Genomic DNA, 20,636 nt, shown 5'->3' on the forward strand with positions numbered 1-20,636 from the left:
GGCAGGCGGCCAACGCCTTTCTTGCTGCGGCCGGGGTCAGCCGATGATCTCCTTGCGGCCGGAGCCGGCGCCGATGGAGATCTTGCGGGGCTTGGCGCGCTCGGCGATCGGGATCCGCAGCGTCAGCACGCCCGCGTCGTAGTCGGCCCTGATGTGCTCGGTGTCGAGGGTGTCGGCGAGCACGAGCTGCCGGGAGAAGACACCCAGCGGCCGCTCGGACAGCTCCATCTGCACGTCGTCGGCCTTGACCGCGGGCCGTCGCTCGGCCCTGACCGTGAGCATGTTCCGCTCGACGTCGACGTCGATCGCGTCGGTGGGAACGCCGGGGAGGTCGAAGGCGACCACGTACTCGTCGCCCTCGCGGTAGGCGTCCATCGGCATCGCCGAGGGGCGGGTCCACGTCCCGGGACTCGTCAGCTGCTGTGCCAGCCGGTCCAGTTCACGGAAGGGGTCGGTGCGCATCAACATCGGAATACACCTCCAGTGGGTTCAGGCAGTTACTGCCAATGCGCCTCACGGACACTGTTGTAACATGTCATCCAATGGATGACAACCGAGATGTCGTCCAAACGATGACAGTACGAGGGAGGGTCCGTGAGCACAGCCGACCGGCCGCCCGCGACCGGCACGAACGCCCACAGCCCGGCGTCGTTCCTGGCCGCCGCGGCGGCCCTGCACGCCATCGACGACGCCCTGCGCGACGCCCAGCGGGACGCGCCGGATTCCGCCGGCCCCGGAGCGGAACAGGCACTGGCCTCCCTGCTGTTGCTGCGGCAGGTGCGCGAGCGGCTCGCCGGATGGGAGAACGGCCTGATCGAGACCGCCCGGGACGCGGGCGCCAGTTGGGCCGACCTCGCCTCCCCGCTGGGCGTCGCCAGCCGCCAGGCCGCAGAACGCCGCTATCTGCGCGGTCGGCCCGGCCCCGCGGGGACCACCGGGGAACAGCGTGTCCAGGCCACCCGGGGCCGCCGCGCCGCCGAACGCACCACCGCCGCCTGGGCCCGCCACAACGCGGCCGACCTGCGCCGCCTCGCCGGCCAGATCACCGCGCTCACCGATCTGCCCGCCGCCGCCCGCCTGCCGCTCAGCCGGATCCGGGCCGCCCTCGCCCACGACGACCCCGCCGAGCTGGTCCACCCGCTCAACGCCGCCCGCCCGCACCTGACAGCGGGACACCACGACCTGGCCGCACAACTCGACGCCCTCACGCCGCCCTGATACCTCGACCCGGAAGGCACAGGTCCAAGTGGGCCCCCGGTAGCGCGCCGGTCCCGAGATCGAACGGTCCGGCGCATGAGGTCGAAGAGGTGGTCGGGTGTGCTGCCTTCCCGATGGAGCGGACCTCCGAAGCGAGTGCGCAGCTCATGGACCGCGGCGGCGCCGACGAACATGCGCTCGCCCCAGAAGTCACGGAGCCAGGAGCGGTCGGCCGATGCGGCGTTCATGGGCGGCCATGGGGCCAGGCGCCACTGACAAGGGGCGGCGGACGAGTCGAGCGGGACGCCGGATTCAGTGGCCCTCGGCCGCGACCGCGGCGGCGGCAGCGTGGGCGGTGACCGGGTCCAGGTAGCGGCCGCCGGCCGCCACGGGCCGCAGGTCTCCGGTCAGCGCGTACAGCAAGGGGGCGCCGGTCGGCACATTGAGGCGCTCGACCGCCGCGTCGTCCAGGCGGTCGAGGACGGCGATCAGCGCGCGCAGGGCGTTGCCGTGGGCGACGACGAGGACGGTGCGGCCCGCGCGCAGTGCCGGTGCCAGTTCGTCGGTCCAGTAGGGGGTGATCCGCGCGACGACGTCGGCGAAGGTCTCCGCGGGGGGAATCGCGTCCGGGCGCAGCCGGGCGTAGCGGGGATCGGCGCGCAGCAGGGCGAGTTCGGCGGGCGGCGAGGGGGCGGGCCGGGCGGTGACCGAGCGCCGCAGTTCCCGGTAGCGGTCGTCGCCGACCTCGCGGCGCACTTCGCTCTTGGGCCGGCCGGCGAGCGCGCCGTACTGACGCTCGTTCAGCCGCCAGGTGCGCAGCACCGGCAGCCAGGCGCGGTCGAGTTCGGCCAGGACGAGGTCGGCGGTGCGGATCGACCGGCGCAGCACCGAGGTGTGCACGGCGTCGGGCCGCAGGCCGTCCCGCACCAACAGCCGGGCGGCGGTGCGCGCTTCGTCCTCGCCGCGCGGGGTGAGCGGTACGTCGGTCCAGCCGGTGAAGCGGCCCTGTGCGTTGGCGAGGCTCTGGCCGTGCCGGAGCAGGATCAGCGTGGCGGGCGCGGGGCCCGCGGTGCGACTCACCGCCGGGTCGCGCCGTCGCGCTCCGCCGGTGCCCCGGTCGCGGTGGGCGCGGTGTCGCGCCTGTTCATGGCTACCTCCTGCTGCGGACGGCGTCCGACGCCAGGGCGTCGGCGCGGGCGGCGGGCCCGTGGCCCGGCCACCATCTGATCACCCGCCGCCGTGCCGTGGCGAGGCGGGCTCGCCGCCTTCCACGCCCCGGGCGGCTCAGTCGTGCGGGCACTCGCCGTCCGGGGCGTGGAAGGCGGCGGTGACGGTCTTGCCGTCGGGGCGGGTGTGGGCCTCCCACGCGTCGGCGAGGCTGTCGACGATCGCCATACCGCGGCCGTGGGTGCGCTCGTCGTCGGGCGGGCGCGCGGCGGGCAGCACATCGGAGGAGTCGCTGACGCTCAGGTGCAGGCAGGTGCCGTCCCAGACCATGACGACCTGGGCGTCACTGTGCGCGTGCACATGGGCGTTCGCGACGAGTTCGGAGACGGTGAGCACCACCGAGTCGGCGGTGTCGGGTGCCGCGGTGGTCCAGCCGAGGGCGTCGAGGTGGCCGCGCGCCCACTCGCGGCCCGCCCGGACGCCATGGGTGACGGGGAAGGACCGGGCCCAGCCCACTGCTCTTACGGACATCTCGCACTCTCCCCGCTGCCGGCCGGTCCGTGCTTGTCGACGACGCGCCGCCGCCGGTCGGCGCCCTCTCACCGGGTTCCCTTTCCCGGTCCGTGTTCGGGGCTCGCCTACCCGCGCGGACGTGCGCCACGCACCGGCCCGCGGCAGCCGGGCCGGGTCCGGGGTACGGACCAGGGCCAAGACCGGATCCGGCATCCGGCCGTCGCGGGGCGCGGGCGGTTACTTGCGGAAGCCGTAGTCCATCAGCTTCTTGGCGTCCGCCGTCCGGCTCGCCAGGCTCGGGGCGCCGAGGACCGTGCCGACGACGGTCTTCTTGCCGCGGGTGGCCGCGAAGACCAGGCAGTATCCGGCAACGGGCCCCGAGCCGGTCTTGACGCCGATGGCGCCGGGGTAACTGCCGAGCAGCTTGTCGGTGTTGGCCCAGGACATGGTGCGGTGGCCGCCCTTGGCGGTGAGGACGCGCTGTTTGGTCGAGCGGGTCCTCACGACGGTCCGGAAGGTCGCGTATTTCATGGCGCTGCTCGCGATCTTCGTCAGGTCGCGCGGCGAGGAGTAGTTCGCGCCGTTGCCGATGCCGTCGAAGGAGTCGAAGTGGGTGTTCTTCAGGCCGAGGCTCCTGGCGGTGGAATTCATCCGCCCGATGAAGGACTTCACCCGCGCGGCCCGGGTGCGCCCGCTGCCGAATCTGTCGGCGAGCGCGTAGGCCGCGTCGCAGCCGGACGGCAGCAGCATCGCGTACATCAACTGCCGTACCGTCGGCCGGTCGCCGACGACCAGGCCGGCCGAGGACGCGCCCTTGGCGGTGATGTAGTCGCGGTACGCCTTGCTGACGGTGACCTTGGCGTCGAGGTCGAGGTGACGCTGTGCCAGCACGACACGGGCGGTCATGATCTTCGTGGTGGAGCCGGTGGAGCGGCGGGTGTCGGCCGCTTTGGAGAACAGGGTCCGTCCGGTGCCGTCGTTCATCACGAAGCCGCCCCGGGCGGAGATCGTGGGCGCCTTCACGGTGGCGGCCCCGGCGGGCGCCGCGAAGGCGCCGGAGAGCAGAACGGCCGCCGCCGTCACGGCCGTCACCGACACACGGCGCAGGGTGTGATTACCGGTTTTCAAATTCGACGCTCCAACGGTCAACGCGGTACGGGCGTCCCAGCCCGCGACTCGTTGAAGGGATGCACGAACGGGCCGGAAGGATGTGCCGCCGACAGCCGAATTCACCCGCCTGCCGCACTTTCCCCCCGGAGCTACGCCACCCGGCGGACCGCGGCCTCCGTCAGGGTGGTGGCGGTGCGCACCGCACTCCCGATCGCCGTCTCGGTGTCGAGGCCGCACAGATCGGTGAGGGTGAAGAGCGCCTCCGCGCTCACCGTCACCGCGAGGTCGCGTTCGAGCTGGGCGAAGGCGGCCGGTTCCGCCGCGCCCAGGGTGTCCTTGAGCGGCAGCAGGGCGTGGTCGATCAGACCGAAGCGGATTCCGGGACGGGCGCGTACGGTCTCGGGCCGGGTGACGGTGGCGGCGATCATCGCGCGTACGGCGCCCTGCCGGGCGAGGACTCCGCGCAGCAGGTACTCGCAGGCGAAGGCGACGCGTTCGACGGCGTCGGAGGAGTCCGCGACGGGCGCCAGCGCCTCGGCGGGCGGCGGCCAACTGCCGGACAGCGCCTCGCTGATCAGCGAGGACAGATCGGGGAAGTAGCGGTAGGCGGTGGCCTCCGACACCAGGGCGCCGCGCGCCACGGTGGCCATCGTCACCTCGGCGCCGGTGCCGATGAGGTCGCGGGTCGCCGCCAGGATCGCCGTACGGGTGCGCAGTTTCTGATTGGTGCGGCCGGTGCCTGTCTGCGCCGTCATCGTCGCGTCCTCCTCCTCGCGTGGACTCCCTCGCATCGTATCAGTGATTCTCGTTATGAGAGTCGACTTGCATAACGCGAATCCCGCCCCTACTCTTGTGAGAGTCAGTTCTCACGAAGCGGTACGGACGGTACGCAGGAGGCGGTCATGAACGAGGTGTCGGTCGTGGGACCCGAGGGCGGCGAGACGATCCAGCTGGGGCCGACGCGGATGCGCATCCTGGAAGACGGCAGCACCACCGGCCACCGCCTCGGGATCGGCGAGATCACCATCGCCCCGCACACCGAGGGTCCGCCGCAGCACCGGCACGCCGAGCACGACGAGGGCTTCTACGTCGTCTCCGGCACCGTGCACTTCACCGTCGGGGACACCGTCCACGAGGCCCCGGCCGGTTCGCTCGCGATGATCCCGCCCGGCGCCCCGCACACCTTCGCCAACCACGGCGACACCCCGGCGGTCATCCTCAACACCTTCACGCCCGACCTGTACGTGCAGTACTTCCGCGACCTGCGCGCCATGATCGCCGCCGGCCGGCCGCTGACCCCGGAGTCCACCGTTGCCGTGATGAGCCGGTACGCCACCGAGCCCGCCACCGACTTCGCGTAGCCCCCCGTACCACTCCCCCGTTCGGCCCTTCCCCCTTTCTGGAGTGCCCCATGACCCGCAGTACCCACACCGTCGCCCTCGACCGGGGCGGCCTCGACGTGACCGTCGACGTCCAGGGCGACCACGGCCGCCCCGTCCTGCTGCTGCACGGAGGCGGCGGCCCGCAGACCGTCACCCCTTTCGCGGCGCTGCTCGCCGGACAGCGGCCCGCCCAGGTGTTCACCCCGCTCCACCCCGGCTTCGACGGCACCGTCCGCCCCGACTGGCTGACCGATGTCCGGACCCTCGCCCAGGTCTACGCCCGCCTGCTCGACGTACTCGACCTGCGCGACGTCGCCGTCGTCGGCAATTCGATCGGCGGCTGGACCGCTGCCGAACTGGCCGCTCTCGGCAGTGACCGGATCAGCAGCGTCACGCTCGTCAACGCCGTGGGCATCCCCGTCCCCGGCCACCCGATCGCCGACACCTTCGGACTGACCCCGGTCGAACTGTCCCGGCTGTCCTTCCACGACCCGTCGAAATTCCACTTCGACCCGAGCGCGCTGACCGACGCGCAGCGCGCGGTCCTCGCCGAGAACCGTGCGACGCTCCAGCTCTACTCCGGCAGTTACGAGATGGCCGACCCCGGCCTCCCGGCCCGGCTGGCGAAGGTCACCGCCCCCGTCCTCGTCGCCTGGGGCGCGAGCGACAAGGTCGTGGACGCCGGCTACGGACGCGCCTACGCCGCCGCCATACCGGGCGCCGAATTCCGCCTGCTGCCGGGCACCGGTCACATGCCGCAGAGCGAGACGCCCGAGCAATTCCTGCCCGTGGTCTGGGACTTCGCCGAGGCCCACGGTGACGCGCACTCCGCCCGCGTGTGACGGCGGGCAGCGGCCGGCCGGGCGGCCCCGGTGCGGGGACACCCGGCCGGAGCGTTTCGCGGAAGGCGGTTGACCCGTACGGGTTGACGCAGGGAGTGATCAACCACTAACTTGTGAAGTGCGAGCAGGGCGGCGAACCCGATCCACGGGCGAGCCACTTTTTTTGACACTGAAACTTAGTGGTCAATAACTAACCCACTCGCCGGCGAGGCGCCGGCGGACTCACCCAGGGGGAATCCCATGAGCGACACCGAAAGGCTCGACCCGTCCGACCGCAGTACCCCGTCCTTCGGCTGGGCCCTGGTCATCACCAGCGTCGCGGGCTTCATGGCGGCGCTGGACAATCTGGTCGTCACCACCGCGCTGCCGTCCATCCGGCAGAGCCTGGGCGGCGCGCTGTCCGACCTGGAGTGGACGGTCAGCGCGTACACCCTGACCTTCGCCGTGCTGCTGATGTTCGGGGCCGCGCTCGGCGACCGCTTCGGCCGCCGCAAGATGTTCCTGATCGGCATCTCGATCTTCACCGTGGCCTCGGCCGCGGCGGCCCTGTCCTCCGGCATCGGCGCGCTGATCGCCGCGCGGGCGGTGCAGGGCATGGGCGGCGCCATCATGATGCCGCTCACCCTGACGCTGCTGACGGCGGCGGCGCCCAAGGAGAAGCGCGGTATGGCCTTCGGGATCTGGGGCGCGGCCAACGGTCTCGCGGTCGCCTGCGGCCCGCTCATCGGCGGCAGCCTCACCCAGCACATCTCCTGGCACTGGATCTTCTGGCTGAACGTCCCGCTCGGTCTGCTCCTGCTGCCGCTGGCCCGGCTGAAGCTGCGCGAGTCCACCGCTCCCAACGCCCGGCTGGACTTCGTCGGCACGGCGCAGATCAGCCTCGGCCTGTTCGGCATCGTCTACGCCCTGGTCAGCACCAACGACCACGGCTGGACCAGCACCCGGGTGCTCGCCGGGCTGATCGGCGGCGCCGTCCTGGTGGCGGCCTTCGTCCGGCACGGCTTCACCGCCGAGCGGCCCATGGTCCCGATGCGGATGTTCGCCAACCGCGGCTTCGCGGCGACCAACGCGACCAGCACCCTGATGTACGTCGGGATGTTCGGCTCGATCTTCCTGCTGAGCCAGTTCATGCAGACCGTCACCGGCTACGGGCCCACCGAGGCCGGCCTGCGGATGCTGCCGTGGACCGGGATGCCGATGGTCGTCGCGCCGATCGCCGGTGTCCTCGCCGACCGGATCGGCGGCCGGGTGGTCGTGGCCGCCGGCCTCGGGCTGCAGGCGGTCGGACTCGGCTGGTTCGCGGCGATCGTCGCCACCGACGTCAGCTACGCGGCGCAGCTTCCCGCGCTGATCATCAGCGGTATCGGCATGGGCCTGTTCTTCGCGCCGTCCAGCGCGCTGCTGATGGGTTCGGTGCGCGAGAGCGAGCAGGGCATCGCGTCGGGGACCAACAACGCGCTGCGCGAGGTCGGCGGCGCGCTGGGCATCGCCGTACTCAGCTCGATCTTCGCCTCGCAGGGCGGCTACCGGTCGGCCACCGACTTCGTGAACGGCCTCGCCCCGGCCCTGTGGGTCGGCACCGCGGTACTCGCGGTCGGTACGGTCGCGGCGCTGTTCAACCCGACCCGCCGGGCGCTGGCGGCGACGGCCGCGGCGGGCTCACCGACGGTGCGGGAGCAGCGGGAGCCGGCCGAGCCGGTGAACGCCGCGCACTGAACCGACGGGGGTTCCGGAACCGTGGGGCCGGGTGGGAAGCGATGCCGCTTCCCACCCGGCCCCACCGGTCGTTTCCGGCCGCACCTGCCGCGGCCGGACCTGTGCCGTTCACGCGACCGTACGGCGGTGCCCGCCGGGGCGGTCGTCCCGCTCCTCTGCCCGCACCGCCGCGTCACTCGCTCCCGCCTCCTCGGCCGTACCGGCCTCCTCCCCCGCCGGCTCCGCGTCTCCTACCGGCCCGGCGTCCGCGCCCGCGTCGTACGACCCGCGGCCGGACGGGAATTCGCGGCCGAGCAGCGGGCCGCCGAAGACGACGAAGCCGACGCCGATCAGCCAGCACTGCACCATCAGGACGGTGCCGACCGGGCCGTACGTCACCGCGTTGGTGACGATCAGCGGGGAGAACACCAGCCAGGAGAAGCCGCGCAGGCCGACGAGTCCGGCCATGGTCAGCACGGCGCCGGGCAGCGCGGCCCGCCAGGTGATCAGGCCGCCGAGCAGGAATTGCTGCCCCCAGCAGAAGAAGAGCACGCCGAAGACGAGCGTGAGGGTGATGCGTACGGCGGCCTGCCGTGCGCCGTGTTCGAGGAAGGCGCCGCTCTGCGCCTCGGCGAACAGATACGCCGTCAGGCCCGCGAGCCAGACCGCCCGCCGCCACACGCTGTGCCACGGCCCTGCGGGCAGATCCCACACCTTGCGGTAGCCGGTCTCCACGCTCGCCGCGAAGGACAGTCCGAAGACGGCGAGCGAGGCCAGGCTCAGCGCGCTGGTGGTGCTCAGTACCCGGCCGGGCGTGGCGAACAGCCGCCGCACCACGCCGGCCGGATGCGGGGACAGACCCATGCCGTCCACCACCCACTGGGCGAAGCCGGTGCGCTGGAAGGGCGCGGCCGCCGCGACCACGATCAGCAGCGGCATCAGGGTGACCAGGCCGAGCGCGGCGAAGCCCATCGAGCGGTGCAGCAACTCCAGTTCGCCGCCGCGCCGCCAGATCCGCTCCGCCGTCGCACCGGCCCGGGTCCGCCGCGGATTCACCATCACCCCTCCCCCCCCGGCCGCCGTCTGCCGCGGCCCTCAGACCTCGGGCGTGTCGCCCTCGGACTCCCCCGCCGCCCGGCCGTCGTCACCGCCGCCGGTGAGGTCGCCGAGGCCGACGATGCCCACCGGTTTGCCGTCGTCCACGACCGGGAGGCGGCGCACGTCGTGCTCGCGCATCAGGCGGTACGCCTCTCCCGCCGGGTCGTCCGCGCGTACGGTGACGGGGTCGGCGCCGCACACCGAGTCGACGCTCACCCCTTGCGGGTCCACGCCCTCGGGCACCCCGATGTCGCGCGCGCTGACCACACCGAGCAGCGCGTCGCCGTGGGCGACCAGCACATCGTCGGTCCGCTGCTCCCGCATCAGCCGGGCCACTTCCGCCAGCGACGCGTCCGGCCGGACCGCGGCGGGTCCTGCGGCCATCACGTCCTTCACGAGCAGGGTCATGATCGTCGGTTCTCCTTCCGGGGCCGCCTTCCCTGCAGCGGCCGAACGGGCCGCGCGCCGCGCGCTCCGTCCCTCGGGTACGCCCTCACCGTCCGTCGATTACCCGCGATCAGGCGCCGTGAACTGCCGACGCCGCGGCGGCCGGCCGCGGTCGTTCGCCGTCGCCCAGCCCACGGCGCCCCCGCCGGTCGCGCCGCCGGTCGCGGTCACTTGTCGCGGCGCTGTCCGGCACGTCCGCCCGGCAGCGTGATCGCGGCGATCACCGCGGCCACGGCCAGCACCGCCGCGCCGGTCACGAAGCCGATGTGCATACCGCTGACGAAGGATTTCCTGGCCAGCTCCATCAGCATTCCGGCCTGCCGGCCGCCGAGGTGTGCCGCGGCGCTCTCGGCCCCGCCGATCGAGTCGGTGACGGCGCCGTGCACGGACGGCGGCAGGTGGTACGGGGCGAGGCCGGTCGTCATGCGGTCGCTGAAGCGGGTGGAGAGCAGGCTGCCGATGACCGCCACTCCGAGGGCGCCGCCGACCTGGAGGAAGGTGCCGTTGGTGGCGGAACCGACGCCTGTGTGCTCCTTGGGCAGCGTGCCCATCACCGATCCGGTCGCGGACGGCAGGACGAGCCCGGCGCCAACGCCGAGCAGGATCATGCCGGGCAGGATGTCGGTGTAGTCCGAGGATACGGACGCCAGGGAGATCTGGAAGAGGCCGCCGGCGACGCACAGCAGGCCGAGCGTGACCGTGCCCTTCACACCGATCCTGCGGACCAGGAGGGTGGTCAGCGGGGCGCAGACGGCGATCGCTCCGGCGGTCGGCAGCAGCCGGACGCCCGCTTGCAGCGGGGTGTAGCCGAGGTCGGACTGCAGCAGCTGGGTGAGCACGAACAGCGCTCCGAACAGGCCGAACGCGGTCGGCGCCACGCACGCCACCGCGGAGGCGAAGGCCCGCTTGCGGAAGAACTCCAGCCGGAGCATCGGGTGGGAGGTCCACAGTTCCCAGCCGATGAAGGCGGCGAGGACGACGATCCCGCCTCCGCCGATGCCGAGGACGGCCGCCGAACCCCAGCCGTGCGAGGGCGCCTCGATGACGGCCCACAGGATGCCGCCGAGCCCGGCGATGGACAGGACGCCGCCGAGCAGGTCGGGGCGGCGCGCGTCGGGGTTCTTGGAGTCCGGCACGAGCGGCAGGGCGCAGGCGAGGCCGACGGCGGCGATCGGCAGATTGATCAGGAACACCGAGCCCCACCAGAAGTGGTCGAGCAGGGCGCCGCCGATGATCGGGCCGAGTGCGATGCCGAGGCCGCTGGTCGCCGACCAGAAGCCGATCGCCTTCTGCCGCTCTTCGTTGTCGGGGAACATCACGGTGATGATCGACAGCGTCGCCGGCAGGATCAGAGCGCCGCCGATGCCCATCAGGCAGCGGGCCGCGATCAGAGTGTTCACCGATCCGGAGAACGCCGCCCAGGCGGAGCCGCCGGCAAAGACCACCAGGCCCGCGCAGAAGGCCCGCTTGCGGCCCACCCGGTCGGCGAGGCTGCCCGCCACGAGCAGCAGTCCGCCGAGCACCAGCGAATAGGCGTCGACCACCCACTGGAGGTCGTTGGGTCCCGCGTGCAGGCTGGTGACCAGCGTCGGCAGGGCCACGTTGAGGACGGTGTTGTCCAGCGTGACGATCAGCAGTGACACACAGAGCACCGTCAGCGCGAGCCATCTGCGCGGTGGTGCCTGTGCGGTGTCCCCGCGGCTGGACGGCGTATGCGTATGGACGCTCATGTCCGTTCCCTCGCAGACTCCTTCGTGGGTCCCACCGTCCCGTGACGGCCAACCGGCCGTCGTGGGGGTGCGGCGCTGACACCCTGCGTGTGCCCAGGAATCCGACGGGAACCGTACTTCTTCCGGCCTTTTGCCGGACCGGCCCACCGCCCGCGGCGTGAGAGACTGCACGGCCGGCCGGACGGGATGAGGGGCGGGGACATGGGTGGACGGCGGAGCTTTGCCGACCGTGAGCGACTGGCGGGGGTCGCGCGGGCGGCGCTCGGGCCGCGGCGGCGGATCACGGAGGTGGCGCGGCTGCGCGGCGGCAGCAAGAAGGGCGTCTACCGGCTCACCCTGGACGACGGCGCGAGCGTGATCGTCTACATCTGGGACAGCGCCGAGAACTACTGGCCGGCCAGCCCGCAGGGCGGTCCGATCCGCCGGGCGCGGCGCCGGTCGTGCACGGCGAACTCGGCCCCGACCACGTCCTGGTGGACGACCGGGGCCGGCCGGTGCTGATCGACATCGAGGGGCTGATGTACTTCGACGTCGAGTGGGAGCACGCCTTCCTGCGCATCAGGTTCGCCGACCACTACCCGCCGCTGCGCCGCGACGGGATGGACGAACAGCGGCTGCGCTTCTACGCGTTGGCGATGCGCCTGTCGCTGGTCGCGGGCCCGCTGCGGCTGCTCGACGGCGACTTCCCCGACCGCGACTTCATGCTGGGCATCGTGGAGCACAATCTCCAGGAGTCGCTGGCGTTCCTGGACCGGCGCTGACCGTCCGGGCGGCGGGGGCGTTGGCGTACGCCCCGGCCGCCCGCCGGGTGACGCTCTGTCAGACGGCCACCGTGGGCGCCGACTTGAGGGCGACCGCGGCCTCGGAGGTGTGGACCAGGAAGGTCAGCGTCTCCTGGAAGTACAGCCGGACGCTGGTGTCGTCGTGGGACAGGTAGCCGATCGACAGGTCCTGGCCGATGCGCAGTTCGAAGTCGCCGCCGCGGCCGGCCAGCAGGAAGGCGCCGTCGATGGCGGGCGCCCAGATGATGTCGCCGTCGAGCAGGCGGGCCAGGTGCTGGTGGATCGGGTAGCCGTGGTCGGAGGTCTCGCTGACCGCGGTGTAGGCGTCGGCGCTGAGCGCCAGGTGGTAGGCGCCGTCGACGCCCGCGAGCCGCAGTTCGGTGATCGCCTGGCTGACGGCGTTCGGGTAGTCGCGGACGTCGTCGGGCAGGGTGACCGGCGCGTTGCTCGACGCGGCACGGATGCCCTGGATGCCGGCGGCCGGGTACCCCTCGAAGATCACCCGGTCCTCGGCGAAGGCGAGCTGCTTGGCCGCGTCCTTGACCGGCTGCCAGTCGGCGTCCTTGGCGCCGCGCTCGACGTCGTCCACCTGCCGGCGGTCGACGGTGAACGGCAGGCGCAGTTCGACGATCGGCTGCGAGCGGCGGACGTGTGCGATGACGCCGTCGGCCGGCGAGTCGACGGAGTCCAGGTGGCCGGTGGCGACGGCGGCCAGCTCGGAACCGGCCGCGTCGGGTACGTCCACGAGCCGGCGTCCCGCCACATTGCGCTTGAAGGTGCGCCGCGCCTCGTCCTCCAGGTCGGCCCAGGCGGCGTCGGAGATGGGGGCCAGTTCTCGATGCAGGTTGTTCACGAGGTGGTGCTCCTCTTCAGGTCGCCGATGCCCAGCGAGACGTCGGGAACGGCGGGGACGGGTCCTTCGGGGGCGGGGACCGGGGCGGGTACGGACGCGGGAGCCGGGTCCGCGGCGGTGGCGCCGGCGGCGGACGCGGGCGGCTCCGGCAGGTCGTCGAGGAAGTCGGCCGACGGCGCGTAGAACAGGGTGCCGGTGACGGCCGTGGAGAAGTCCAGGATGCGGTCGTGGGTGGCGGGCGGCAGACCGAGGAACATGTTCCGCAGCATCTGCTCGGTGACGTCCGGCGTGCGGGCGTAGCCGATGAAGTAGGTGCCGAATTCGCCGCGGCCGGGGCTGCCGAAGGGCATGTTGTCGCGGAGGATCTGCCGCTCGGTGCCGTCCGGCTCGGTGATGGTGTTGAGCGCGACGTGCGAGGCGTCCTCGTCCAGCTCCACATTGTCCAGTTTGCGGCGGCCGATGATCCGCTCCTGCTCCTCGACGGGCAGCGCGTTCCAGGCGTCCAGGTCGTGCAGGTATTTCTGCACGATGACGTAGCTGCCGCCCGCGTGCTCGGGGTCCTCGTCGCCGATCAGCACCGCGTCGTGCGCCGCGCGGCCGACCGGATTCTCGGTGCCGTCGACGAAGCCGAGCAGATCTCGCGCGTCGCGGTAGAGGAAGCCCTGCGTCTCGTCGCGCAGCGTGACCGCGCCGCGCAGCCGGTCCATGATCTGGGCGGCCAGGCCGAAGCACAGGTCCATCCGGGTGGCCCGGATGTGGAAGAGCAGGTCGCCGGGGGTGGAGGGGGCGTGGTGCCGGGCTCCGCGCAGTTCCTCGAAGACGTGCAGTCCGGCCGGGCGCGGCGCGGCGAAGAGCCGGTCCCAGGCGTGCGCGCCGATACCGGTGACGCAGCTCAGCCTGCCCTCGGGTGATCCGAAGCCGACCGAGCGCTGCAGTCCGGCGACGTCGGCCAGCAGGTCGCGCACGGTGTCCTCGCCGCCGGCGTCCACGTCCAGGACGAGGAAGATCGCCGCGGTGGTCAGCGGGCTGAGTACGGCCTGTGGTTCGGCCGTCGGCCGCGGCACGCTCTGGCCGCCGCTCTCCTGTGTCATCGAGGCATCCTTAACCGGCTCGGATCGGACCCGGCCCCTTACCCGACGGGCCACATCCACTATCGCAAAGCGTGCGGTGACGTGCGCGCGCCCCGGCCGGTCGGACCGGCCGGGGCGCGCGACGCGCGTCGGTCAGCCCAGGGTGGCGAGCGCCTGGTTGAACGTCGCCGAGGGCCGCATGGCGGCCGACGCCTTGGCGGTGTCGGGCCGGTAGTAGCCGCCGAGGTCGACCGGCGAGCCCTGGACCGCGATCAGCTCGTCGACGATGGTCCGCTCCTGCTCGGCCAGGGTCGCCGCCAGCGCGCCGAACGCCTCGGCGAGCTCCTTGTCGTCGGTCTGCGCGGCCAGCTCCTGGGCCCAGTACAGGGCCAGGTAGAAGTGGCTGCCGCGGTTGTCGATGCCGCCGAGGCGGCGGCTGGGCGACTTGTCCTCGTTGAGGAAGGTGCCGGTCGCCCGGTCCAGGGTGTCGGCGAGGACCTGCGCCCGCGGGTTGCCGGTGCTCTGCGCGAGGTGCTCGAAGCTGACGGCGAGGGCGAGGAATTCGCCGAGGCTGTCCCAGCGCAGGTAGTTCTCCTTGACCAGCTGCTGGACGTGCTTGGGGGCGGAGCCGCCCGCGCCCGTCTCGAACAGGCCGCCGCCGGCGATCAGCGGGACCACCGAGAGCATCTTGGCGCTGGTGCCAAGCTCCAGGATCGGGAAGAGGTCGGTCAGGTAGTCGCGCAGCACATTGCCGGTGACGGAGATGGTGTCCTCGCCGCGGCGGATCCGCTCCAGCGAGAACGCGATGGCGTCCTCCGGCGTCAGGATCCGGATGTCGAGGCCGTCGGTGTCGTGCTCGGGCAGGTACTGCTTCACCTTGGCGATCAGATTGGCGTCGTGCGCCCGGTCCTCGTCCAGCCAGAAGACGGCGGGGCTGCCGGTGGCGCGGGCGCGGGAGACGGCGAGCTTGACCCAGTCCTGGATCGGCACGTCCTTGGTCTGGCACATGCGGAAGATGTCGCCGGCGCCGACGGCCTGCTCCAGGACGACCTGGCCCGCGGTGTCGACCACGCGCACCGTGCCGGTGACCGGGATCTCGAAGGTCTTGTCGTGGCTGCCGTACTCCTCGGCGGCCTGCGCCATCAGGCCGACGTTGGGCACCGAGCCCATGGTGGCCGGGTCGAAGGCGCCGTGCGCGCGGCAGTCGTCGATGACGACCTGGTAGATGCCCGCGTAGCTGCGGTCCGGGATGACGGCGAGGGTGTCGGCCTCCTGGCCGTCCGGGCCCCACATGTGTCCCGAGGTGCGGATCATCGCGGGCATGGAGGCGTCCACGATGATGTCGCTGGGCACGTGCAGATTGGTGATGCCGCGGTCGGAGTCGACCATGGCGAGCGCCGGGCCCTCGGCCAGCTCGGCGTCGAAGGACGCCTTGATGGCGGCGCCGTCGGGCAGCGCCTCGACGCCCTTGAGGATGCCGCCGAGGCCGTCGTTCGGGGTGAGGCCGGCCGCGGCGAGCGTGGCGCCGTACTCGGCGAAGGTCTTCGGGAAGAAGGCGCGCACGACGTGGCCGAAGATGATCGGGTCGGAGACCTTCATCATGGTGGCCTTGAGGTGCACGGAGAACAGCACGCCCTCGGCCTTGGCGCGGGCGATCTGGGCGGTGAGGAATTCGCGCAGCGCCGCGACGTGCATCACGGACGCGTCGACGACCTCGCCGGCCAGCACGGGGACGGACTCGCGCAGCACGGTGGTGCTGCCGTCGTCCCCGGCCAGCTCGATGCGCAGCGAGCCGGCCTCGGCGATGACCGCGGACTTCTCCGTCGTACGGAAGTCGTCGCCGTCCATGTGGGCCACATTGGTCTTGGACTGCGGGGTCCAGGCACCCATGCGGTGCGGGTGGGCCTTGGCGTAGTTCTTCACCGAGGCGGGGGCGCGGCGGTCGGAGTTGCCCTCGCGCAGGACCGGGTTGACGGCGCTGCCCTTGACCTTGTCGTAGCGGGCGCGGACGTCCTTGTCCTGGTCGGACTTCGGGTCGTCCGGGTAGTCGGGCAGCGCGTAGCCCTGCTCCTGGAGCTCGGCGATGGCGGCCTTGAGCTGCGGGATGGAGGCCGAGACGTTCGGCAGCTTGATGATGTTCGCGGCCGGCGTCTTGGCCAGCTCGCCCAGCTCGGCGAGGGCGTCGTCGATCCGCTGGTCCTCGCGCAGGAACTCGGGGAAGTGGGCGATGATCCGTCCCGACAGCGAGATGTCGCGGGTCTCGACGGTCACCCCGGCGGTGGAGGCGTAGGCCTCGATCACCGGCAGCAGCGAGTACGTCGCCAGAGCAGGCGCCTCGTCGGTATGCGTGTAGATGATGGTCGAGTCAGCCACCGGTCACTCCGTCCAGGTCTGCAACATTGCTTGACATCAAGATATCCCGTGGCCGGCACGTGCCTCGCACGGCCCCACCCCCGGCGGTACGGGATCCGGCCGGGCTCCGGCTCCCGCGGCGGTACGGCGCCGGGTGCGCGAGAGGCGTCGACTCCGCGTCAAGTCCCCGTTCCGGACGGGCCGGACGCGTTCGGAAGAAGGTATTTCGGATGATTTCCACGCGGTGGGAGAAGGGCTTCACGGGGATCCGACACGCTGAGTGATATGTACCGTTTGCGGTGAGTTGGGACCTCGGTCATCCTGAAGATCCAGCCGAACAAGGAGATGATTCCATGAACTCGGAACTCACTGCCCCGGTCGAGTCGGCGGTTCTCGCCGCCGAGGTCGAAGGTCTGGTGGACTCCGCGGAACCCGAGGGCATCTACCGCGACACGCGCGAGTGCGGCGGCGGCCTGCTGCTCGCCGGTCTGCTGCTGATCTCGCCGCCGACCCCCCGTCCGACGAAGACGGACGCGTCCTGAACTGAGGGGTCACGTTGGCTGAGCAGGCCCAGGGGATCTCCCCGCTGAGCGCTGTGGTCGCCGACGTCGCACAAGGAGTCGCTCTCGCCCTTCGGGGCGGGGGCGGCTCCTATGCGCTGTCGGACGTACTGCCGCCGGACGAGGCGGTGGCCCCGGCCGCCGTCCGGGTGCTGGGCGCGGACGCGCTGGCACCGTACGCACTGGACCGCGCCGCCGCGACCGGCGGCGCCACGGACCGGACGACGGCGGACCGCGCTTTGGTGCGCGCCGCCCTGACCGCGTTCGCGCCGGGCGCCGACGCCTCCGAGGTGTCGCTGTGGAGCTACCGCGGCCTGCTGGCCGCGGCGCGGGCGCTGCTGCCCGCAGACCCGGACGGCTGGCCGCCCGAGCCGCCGGCCGCGACGGCCTGGACCGCGACCGATCCGTGGCCGAAACTCGCCCATCGCGCCTCACAGTTGGCGTCGCTGGCGCTTCCTGGCCTGGACACCCCGCTGGCCGCGGGCCTCGCGGAGCGCACCGACGACCTGGCCCGCGGCTTCGTCCGCGCGGTCCGGCGCCGCGACTGGCTCCAGGCGGCCGGGCTCGGCCGCTGGCTGGCGAGCGCGGCGGACGTGCCGGACACCCTCGGTCTGGACAGCGGGCTGGTGTTCGTCCGTCAGATGAGCGGCACGCAGCCGCGGGTCGCGCTGCATGTCGCCGCGGCGGCCCGCTTCTACGGGCGCGGTTCGTGACCGGCGCGGACCCGCGCGGCGGTACGGCGGTCGCGGCGCCCGCTCGCGAACACCCCGACGGGGGTACGGCCGACGTCCACGGCCTGGATCCCGCCCTGCTGGACTCGATGGCGGGCTCGGCGCTGCGGTGGCTGGACGGTATGCGGGACTGCTTCCGGCTGCCCGCCGACGTCACCACCGACGCCGACCCCAATCTGACCCTCAAACCGCTGGGCGAATTGGCCGAGTTGACGCACCTGATCCGTACCCGTCATCCGCGCGCCGACGTCCGCACCCTGGCCGAGGGCCTGTTCGCCTTCGCCTGGGAGGAGACGCGCGGCGGCGCCCTCTTCGGCGACCTGCTGCGCGGCGAGCCGCGGGCGACATATCCGGTGGAGCTGTACGGGGTCTTCGCCAGGACCGGTCTGCGGCATCCGGGGGTCGAGGAGCTGATCCGCACCGCGACGGGCCTGCGCGGCTGGCGGGTGGCGCGCGAGGACCACACCCGCACCCTCGGCGTGCTCAACGCCGAGCGGCGGATCGGCCTGCCCGAGCACGCCGACTTCGCCGAGGTGCTGGCCATGACGGGCCTCGGCTGCCGGTCCGAGCCCTGGACGCTGGACCGCAAGGCCGCGTACGGCGTGACGCACGACGTCTTCCACCTCACCGACTGGGGCCGCGCCCGGGAGCGGATGCCCGCGGACCTCGCCGAATACCTGCGGCTGTGGGTGCCGTCCTGGCTGGAGTGCTGGCTGGAGGAGGAGCTGTGGGACCTGGCGGGCGAGTGGCTCGCCGTGTCCGCCTGCCTTCCGGTGCCGGTCCAGGACCCGGCGGCCTGGCGGCGGCTGGCCGCGGCGCAGGCGCCGGACGGCTCGGTGCCCGAGTCGGGCACCGAGCCGCCACCCGGGCCTGACGAGGCGGACGCCTTCACCGCCTGTTACCACTCCACCCTGGTGACGGCCTTCGCGGCGACCCTGGCCCGTATCGGCGCCGCGGACGGGTCGGACACGGCGCCGCACTCCCCCGCACCGCACTCCCCCTCCTTGCCGCACGGCCCGGCACCGCACGGCGCCGCGGCCACTCGGAACACCGCCATGGAAGGCCCGGAAAGCGAGGCAGCATCGTGATGACGGCGGCAGCGTCCCCCGCGCTCCTGCATCAGGTCGGCGAGCGCGCGCTGACCTGGCTCGACGAGCACCGCGAGCATTTCAGGCTCACCGACGACGACCGTGCCACGAGCGGCTCGGTCATCGAACGGCTCAAGCCGATCGGTGAGTTGGCCATCAACATGCGGGTGCTGTCGCGCGAGGGAGTGGCGGGCTCCCGGCAACGCGACCGTTCGCTGCGGCTGTTGGACTTCACCTGGCGCGAACTGCTCGACGGCGGCAATGTGCTGGCCGACCTCCAGCGCGAAGAGCCGTTGTCCCCCGTGCCGTTGGAGATCTACGCGACCTTCTTCGAACTCGGCCACCGGCACCCGGGGGTGGAGGACGCGGTCGCCCTGGCCCGCCGCACTGCCTCCTGGCGGGCACTGGAGATGGTGCCCAACCGCCGCCTCGGCGTGCTCAACGCCGAACGCAAGCTGGGCCTGGTGCCCAGCGGCGACTTCGACCTGGCGGTGGAGCGCACCTGGCTCGGCCAGTTGCCCGAGCCCTGGACGGTCCAGTTCCACATCGCGTACGACCTCACGCACACCGTCTTCCACCTCACCAACTGGGGCGAGGCGCCGGACCGTATCCCACCGGCGATCGCCGACTATCTGACCCGCTATCTGCCGGCCTGGACCGAGGACTGGGCCGACCTCGGGCACTGGGACCTGCTCGGCGAACTGCTCGTCGTGGACGCCTGCCTGCCCCGGCCCGCGCTGGACGCGCAGATGTGGCAGCGGTACGCCGACGCGCAGTCCGGCGACGGCGCGATGCCGGTGTGCGGCGGCATGCCGGACGGTAATGCGGCCGAGGTCTTCGACCAGGTGCACCATCCGACGCTGGTGGCCGCCTTCGCCTCCGCGATGGCCACCTCCCGCGCGCTGTCCGCGGACGCCGCCGTATGAGCGTCGCGGCGGCGTCCCGTACGGACGCAGGTCCCGCGACGGACGGCGCCGCGTTCCGGGAGCGGCTGGAGCGGGCGGCGGCGGAGGTCGACGCGCCCGATGTGGTCCTCGCGGTCTCCCGCGCCGGCCGGCGCACGACGGTCGGCGGCGGCAGCGGACCGCAGCCGCAGGGGACGCCGCGCGAGCAGCGGCAGTACGAACTCGGCTCGCTGTCCAAGACCTTCACCGTGCTGCTGCTGGCCGGGCTGGCCCGGGACGGTGTGCTCGCACTCGACGACCCGCTGGCCGAGCACCTGCCGGACCTGCCGCTCCCCCACCCGTACGCCCGCGAGATCACGCTGCGGCATCTGGCGACGCACACCTCGGGCCTGCCCCGGGTGCCGCGCGAACTGGTCGCGGGCGCGCTGCTGCGGCCGTACACCAACGGTTACGCCGGCTACGACACCGCGCGGCTGCTGCGTGCCTTCGCCGGTGCCCGCACCCGGCACGCACCCGGCAGCCGCTGGCACTATTCGAATCTGGGGATCGCGCTGCTCGGCCCGGTGCTGGAGCGGGCCACCGGCACGGACTACGGCACGCTGCTGCGCGACCGGGTACTGACGCCGCTGGGTCTCACCCGGACGACGGTGGGGCCGCCGATTCCCGGTGACGGCCCCGCGGCCACCGGCTACCGGGGTGACGGGCGGACGCCGCTGCCGCCGACCGACATGGCGGCCTTCACGGCGGCGGGCGGGGTGCGGGCCGTGCCGGGCGATCTGCTCACCTATGCCGAGGCCCATCTCTCGCCCGGCGGCAGCGCGTTGGAGGCGGCGCTGCGCGATGTCCAGGTCCCGCAGTTGCGCCGCGGATACGGCCGGCGGCACACCCACACCCTGACCTGGTACCAGCACCCGGCGCCGGGCGGCCCCCTGCTCTTCCACGCGGGGGCCACCTTCGGGCAGCAGACCTTCCTCGGCTACCACCCGGCGACCGGCACGGCGGTCGCCGGACTCGCCACCCGGCACGACCGCCGCTGCCGCGTCGTCACGACGTCGTACGCGCTGCTGTACGAGCTGTGCGGCGATCCGGCCTGACGCACCGGCCGTCCGTCGGG

At 72.6% G+C, this 20,636-nt stretch carries 22 protein-coding genes; 11 read left to right on the forward strand and 11 right to left on the reverse strand.

The features are described 5' to 3' along the window. Positions 1-36: 36 nt before the first annotated feature. Positions 37-468: an Hsp20/alpha crystallin family protein gene (locus BM076_RS27170; RefSeq protein WP_093714564.1), complete on the reverse strand. Its 432-nt coding sequence runs from the start codon at positions 466-468 to the stop codon at positions 37-39. 126 nt (positions 469-594) lie between these two features. On the opposite strand from BM076_RS27170, the gene BM076_RS27175 reads away from it, so the two are divergent. Beyond that, positions 595-1,218 (forward strand): type III effector protein, encoded by a 624-nt coding sequence (locus tag BM076_RS27175; RefSeq protein ID WP_093716362.1) that lies wholly within the window; start codon positions 595-597, stop codon positions 1,216-1,218. Between the two features lie 291 nt (positions 1,219-1,509). Here the strand turns inward: BM076_RS27175 and BM076_RS27180 are convergent, their stop codons facing one another. The 4 genes from BM076_RS27180 to BM076_RS27195 all read right to left on the reverse strand — a co-directional run bounded on the left by BM076_RS27180 (position 1,510) and on the right by BM076_RS27195 (position 4,742). Further along, positions 1,510-2,277 (reverse strand): 2,3-bisphosphoglycerate-dependent phosphoglycerate mutase, encoded by a 768-nt coding sequence (locus BM076_RS27180; protein ID WP_218160120.1) that lies wholly within the window; start codon positions 2,275-2,277, stop codon positions 1,510-1,512. A 204-nt stretch (positions 2,278-2,481) separates the two neighbouring features. Continuing rightward, a complete protein-coding gene (locus BM076_RS27185; RefSeq protein WP_093716363.1) occupies positions 2,482-2,895 on the reverse strand; it encodes an ATP-binding protein in 414 nt (137 codons plus the stop codon). A gap of 219 nt (positions 2,896-3,114) precedes the next feature. After that, on the reverse strand, positions 3,115-3,975 hold the full coding sequence (locus tag BM076_RS27190) for a D-alanyl-D-alanine carboxypeptidase family protein (RefSeq protein WP_245796433.1): 861 nt from the start codon (positions 3,973-3,975) through the stop codon (positions 3,115-3,117). 161 nt (positions 3,976-4,136) lie between these two features. After that, positions 4,137-4,742, reverse strand: coding sequence for a TetR/AcrR family transcriptional regulator (locus BM076_RS27195; RefSeq protein ID WP_093716365.1), 606 nt, complete (start codon positions 4,740-4,742; stop codon positions 4,137-4,139). 147 nt (positions 4,743-4,889) lie between these two features. Here BM076_RS27195 and BM076_RS27200 point away from each other — a divergent pair, with 147 nt between their 5' ends. The 3 genes from BM076_RS27200 to BM076_RS27210 all read left to right on the forward strand — a co-directional run bounded on the left by BM076_RS27200 (position 4,890) and on the right by BM076_RS27210 (position 7,927). Further along, a complete protein-coding gene (locus BM076_RS27200) occupies positions 4,890-5,348 on the forward strand; it encodes a cupin domain-containing protein (protein WP_093716366.1) in 459 nt (152 codons plus the stop codon). A gap of 50 nt (positions 5,349-5,398) precedes the next feature. After that, positions 5,399-6,211: an alpha/beta fold hydrolase gene (locus BM076_RS27205; protein ID WP_093716367.1), complete on the forward strand. Its 813-nt coding sequence runs from the start codon at positions 5,399-5,401 to the stop codon at positions 6,209-6,211. 240 nt (positions 6,212-6,451) lie between these two features. Continuing rightward, positions 6,452-7,927 (forward strand): DHA2 family efflux MFS transporter permease subunit, encoded by a 1,476-nt coding sequence (locus BM076_RS27210; protein WP_093716368.1) that lies wholly within the window; start codon positions 6,452-6,454, stop codon positions 7,925-7,927. 108 nt (positions 7,928-8,035) lie between these two features. Here BM076_RS27210 and BM076_RS27215 read toward each other — a convergent pair whose 3' ends face one another. The 3 genes from BM076_RS27215 to BM076_RS27225 form a co-directional block, all read right to left on the reverse strand. After that, positions 8,036-8,965: a ribonuclease BN gene (locus tag BM076_RS27215; protein ID WP_245796434.1), complete on the reverse strand. Its 930-nt coding sequence runs from the start codon at positions 8,963-8,965 to the stop codon at positions 8,036-8,038. Between the two features lie 36 nt (positions 8,966-9,001). Then, a complete protein-coding gene (locus BM076_RS27220) occupies positions 9,002-9,412 on the reverse strand; it encodes a CBS domain-containing protein (protein ID WP_093716369.1) in 411 nt (136 codons plus the stop codon). 206 nt (positions 9,413-9,618) lie between these two features. Continuing rightward, complete coding sequence (locus BM076_RS27225) at positions 9,619-11,181, reverse strand: MFS transporter (RefSeq protein WP_093716370.1); 1,563 nt, start codon at positions 11,179-11,181, stop codon at positions 9,619-9,621. Positions 11,182-11,382: 201 nt separating this feature from the next. On the opposite strand from BM076_RS27225, the gene BM076_RS38335 reads away from it, so the two are divergent. Both BM076_RS38335 and BM076_RS38340 read left to right on the forward strand, forming a co-directional pair. Then, positions 11,383-11,682 carry a hypothetical protein gene (locus tag BM076_RS38335; protein ID WP_107416992.1) on the forward strand — a complete coding sequence of 100 codons (300 nt, stop codon included), beginning with the start codon at positions 11,383-11,385 and terminating at the stop codon, positions 11,680-11,682. After that, positions 11,622-11,942 carry a hypothetical protein gene (locus tag BM076_RS38340; RefSeq protein ID WP_407640721.1) on the forward strand — a complete coding sequence of 107 codons (321 nt, stop codon included), beginning with the start codon at positions 11,622-11,624 and terminating at the stop codon, positions 11,940-11,942. The genes BM076_RS38335 and BM076_RS38340 overlap by 61 nt, the downstream gene beginning before the upstream one ends. Before the next feature lie 58 nt (positions 11,943-12,000). Here the strand turns inward: BM076_RS38340 and BM076_RS27235 are convergent, their stop codons facing one another. From BM076_RS27235 to BM076_RS27245, 3 genes are all read right to left on the reverse strand, one after another. Next, a complete protein-coding gene (locus BM076_RS27235; RefSeq protein WP_093716371.1) occupies positions 12,001-12,816 on the reverse strand; it encodes a family 1 encapsulin nanocompartment shell protein in 816 nt (271 codons plus the stop codon). Next, positions 12,813-13,907 (reverse strand): Dyp-type peroxidase, encoded by a 1,095-nt coding sequence (locus BM076_RS27240; protein ID WP_093716372.1) that lies wholly within the window; start codon positions 13,905-13,907, stop codon positions 12,813-12,815. Before BM076_RS27240 ends, BM076_RS27235 begins: the two co-directional genes overlap by 4 nt. A 132-nt stretch (positions 13,908-14,039) precedes the next feature. After that, complete coding sequence (locus BM076_RS27245) at positions 14,040-16,259, reverse strand: NADP-dependent isocitrate dehydrogenase (RefSeq protein WP_093716373.1); 2,220 nt, start codon at positions 16,257-16,259, stop codon at positions 14,040-14,042. Positions 16,260-16,591: 332 nt separating this feature from the next. On the opposite strand from BM076_RS27245, the gene BM076_RS27250 reads away from it, so the two are divergent. Genes BM076_RS27250 through BM076_RS27270 form a run of 5 tightly spaced genes read left to right on the forward strand, consistent with a single transcriptional unit; the run spans position 16,592 to position 20,616 of the window. After that, on the forward strand, positions 16,592-16,780 hold the full coding sequence (locus BM076_RS27250) for a hypothetical protein (protein WP_093716374.1): 189 nt from the start codon (positions 16,592-16,594) through the stop codon (positions 16,778-16,780). Between the two features lie 14 nt (positions 16,781-16,794). Continuing rightward, positions 16,795-17,511, forward strand: a complete 717-nt coding sequence (locus BM076_RS27255; protein WP_322936331.1) for a hypothetical protein — start codon at positions 16,795-16,797, stop codon at positions 17,509-17,511. Further along, positions 17,508-18,617 (forward strand): DUF6895 family protein, encoded by a 1,110-nt coding sequence (locus BM076_RS27260; RefSeq protein WP_322936333.1) that lies wholly within the window; start codon positions 17,508-17,510, stop codon positions 18,615-18,617. Before BM076_RS27255 ends, BM076_RS27260 begins: the two co-directional genes overlap by 4 nt. Further along, positions 18,617-19,543, forward strand: coding sequence for a DUF6895 family protein (locus BM076_RS27265; protein WP_093716376.1), 927 nt, complete (start codon positions 18,617-18,619; stop codon positions 19,541-19,543). The genes BM076_RS27260 and BM076_RS27265 overlap by 1 nt, the downstream gene beginning before the upstream one ends. Next, a complete protein-coding gene (locus BM076_RS27270; protein WP_093716377.1) occupies positions 19,540-20,616 on the forward strand; it encodes a serine hydrolase domain-containing protein in 1,077 nt (358 codons plus the stop codon). The genes BM076_RS27265 and BM076_RS27270 overlap by 4 nt, the downstream gene beginning before the upstream one ends. Positions 20,617-20,636 lie beyond the last annotated feature (20 nt).

It is taken from the genome of Actinacidiphila alni (assembly GCF_900112845.1).
Taxonomy (GTDB): Bacteria; Actinomycetota; Actinomycetes; order Streptomycetales; family Streptomycetaceae; genus Actinacidiphila; species Actinacidiphila alni.

Excerpts from the sequence above, each read along its gene's own strand:
- BM076_RS27225 (WP_093716370.1), bottom strand. The coding sequence starts at position 11,181 with ATGAGCGTCCATACGCATACGCCGTCCAGCCGCGGGGACACCGCACAG.
- BM076_RS27195 (WP_093716365.1), bottom strand. The coding sequence starts at position 4,742 with ATGACGGCGCAGACAGGCACCGGCCGCACCAATCAGAAACTGCGCACC.
- BM076_RS27200 (WP_093716366.1), top strand. The coding sequence starts at position 4,890 with ATGAACGAGGTGTCGGTCGTGGGACCCGAGGGCGGCGAGACGATCCAG.
- BM076_RS27185 (WP_093716363.1), bottom strand. The coding sequence starts at position 2,895 with ATGTCCGTAAGAGCAGTGGGCTGGGCCCGGTCCTTCCCCGTCACCCAT.
- BM076_RS38335 (WP_107416992.1), top strand. The coding sequence starts at position 11,383 with ATGGGTGGACGGCGGAGCTTTGCCGACCGTGAGCGACTGGCGGGGGTC.
- BM076_RS27215 (WP_245796434.1), bottom strand. The coding sequence starts at position 8,965 with ATGGTGAATCCGCGGCGGACCCGGGCCGGTGCGACGGCGGAGCGGATC.
- BM076_RS27220 (WP_093716369.1), bottom strand. The coding sequence starts at position 9,412 with ATGACCCTGCTCGTGAAGGACGTGATGGCCGCAGGACCCGCCGCGGTC.
- BM076_RS27205 (WP_093716367.1), top strand. The coding sequence starts at position 5,399 with ATGACCCGCAGTACCCACACCGTCGCCCTCGACCGGGGCGGCCTCGAC.
- BM076_RS27170 (WP_093714564.1), bottom strand. The coding sequence starts at position 468 with ATGTTGATGCGCACCGACCCCTTCCGTGAACTGGACCGGCTGGCACAG.
- BM076_RS27265 (WP_093716376.1), top strand. The coding sequence starts at position 18,617 with ATGACGGCGGCAGCGTCCCCCGCGCTCCTGCATCAGGTCGGCGAGCGC.
- BM076_RS27240 (WP_093716372.1), bottom strand. The coding sequence starts at position 13,907 with ATGACACAGGAGAGCGGCGGCCAGAGCGTGCCGCGGCCGACGGCCGAA.
- BM076_RS27270 (WP_093716377.1), top strand. The coding sequence starts at position 19,540 with ATGAGCGTCGCGGCGGCGTCCCGTACGGACGCAGGTCCCGCGACGGAC.
- BM076_RS27210 (WP_093716368.1), top strand. The coding sequence starts at position 6,452 with ATGAGCGACACCGAAAGGCTCGACCCGTCCGACCGCAGTACCCCGTCC.
- BM076_RS27250 (WP_093716374.1), top strand. The coding sequence starts at position 16,592 with ATGAACTCGGAACTCACTGCCCCGGTCGAGTCGGCGGTTCTCGCCGCC.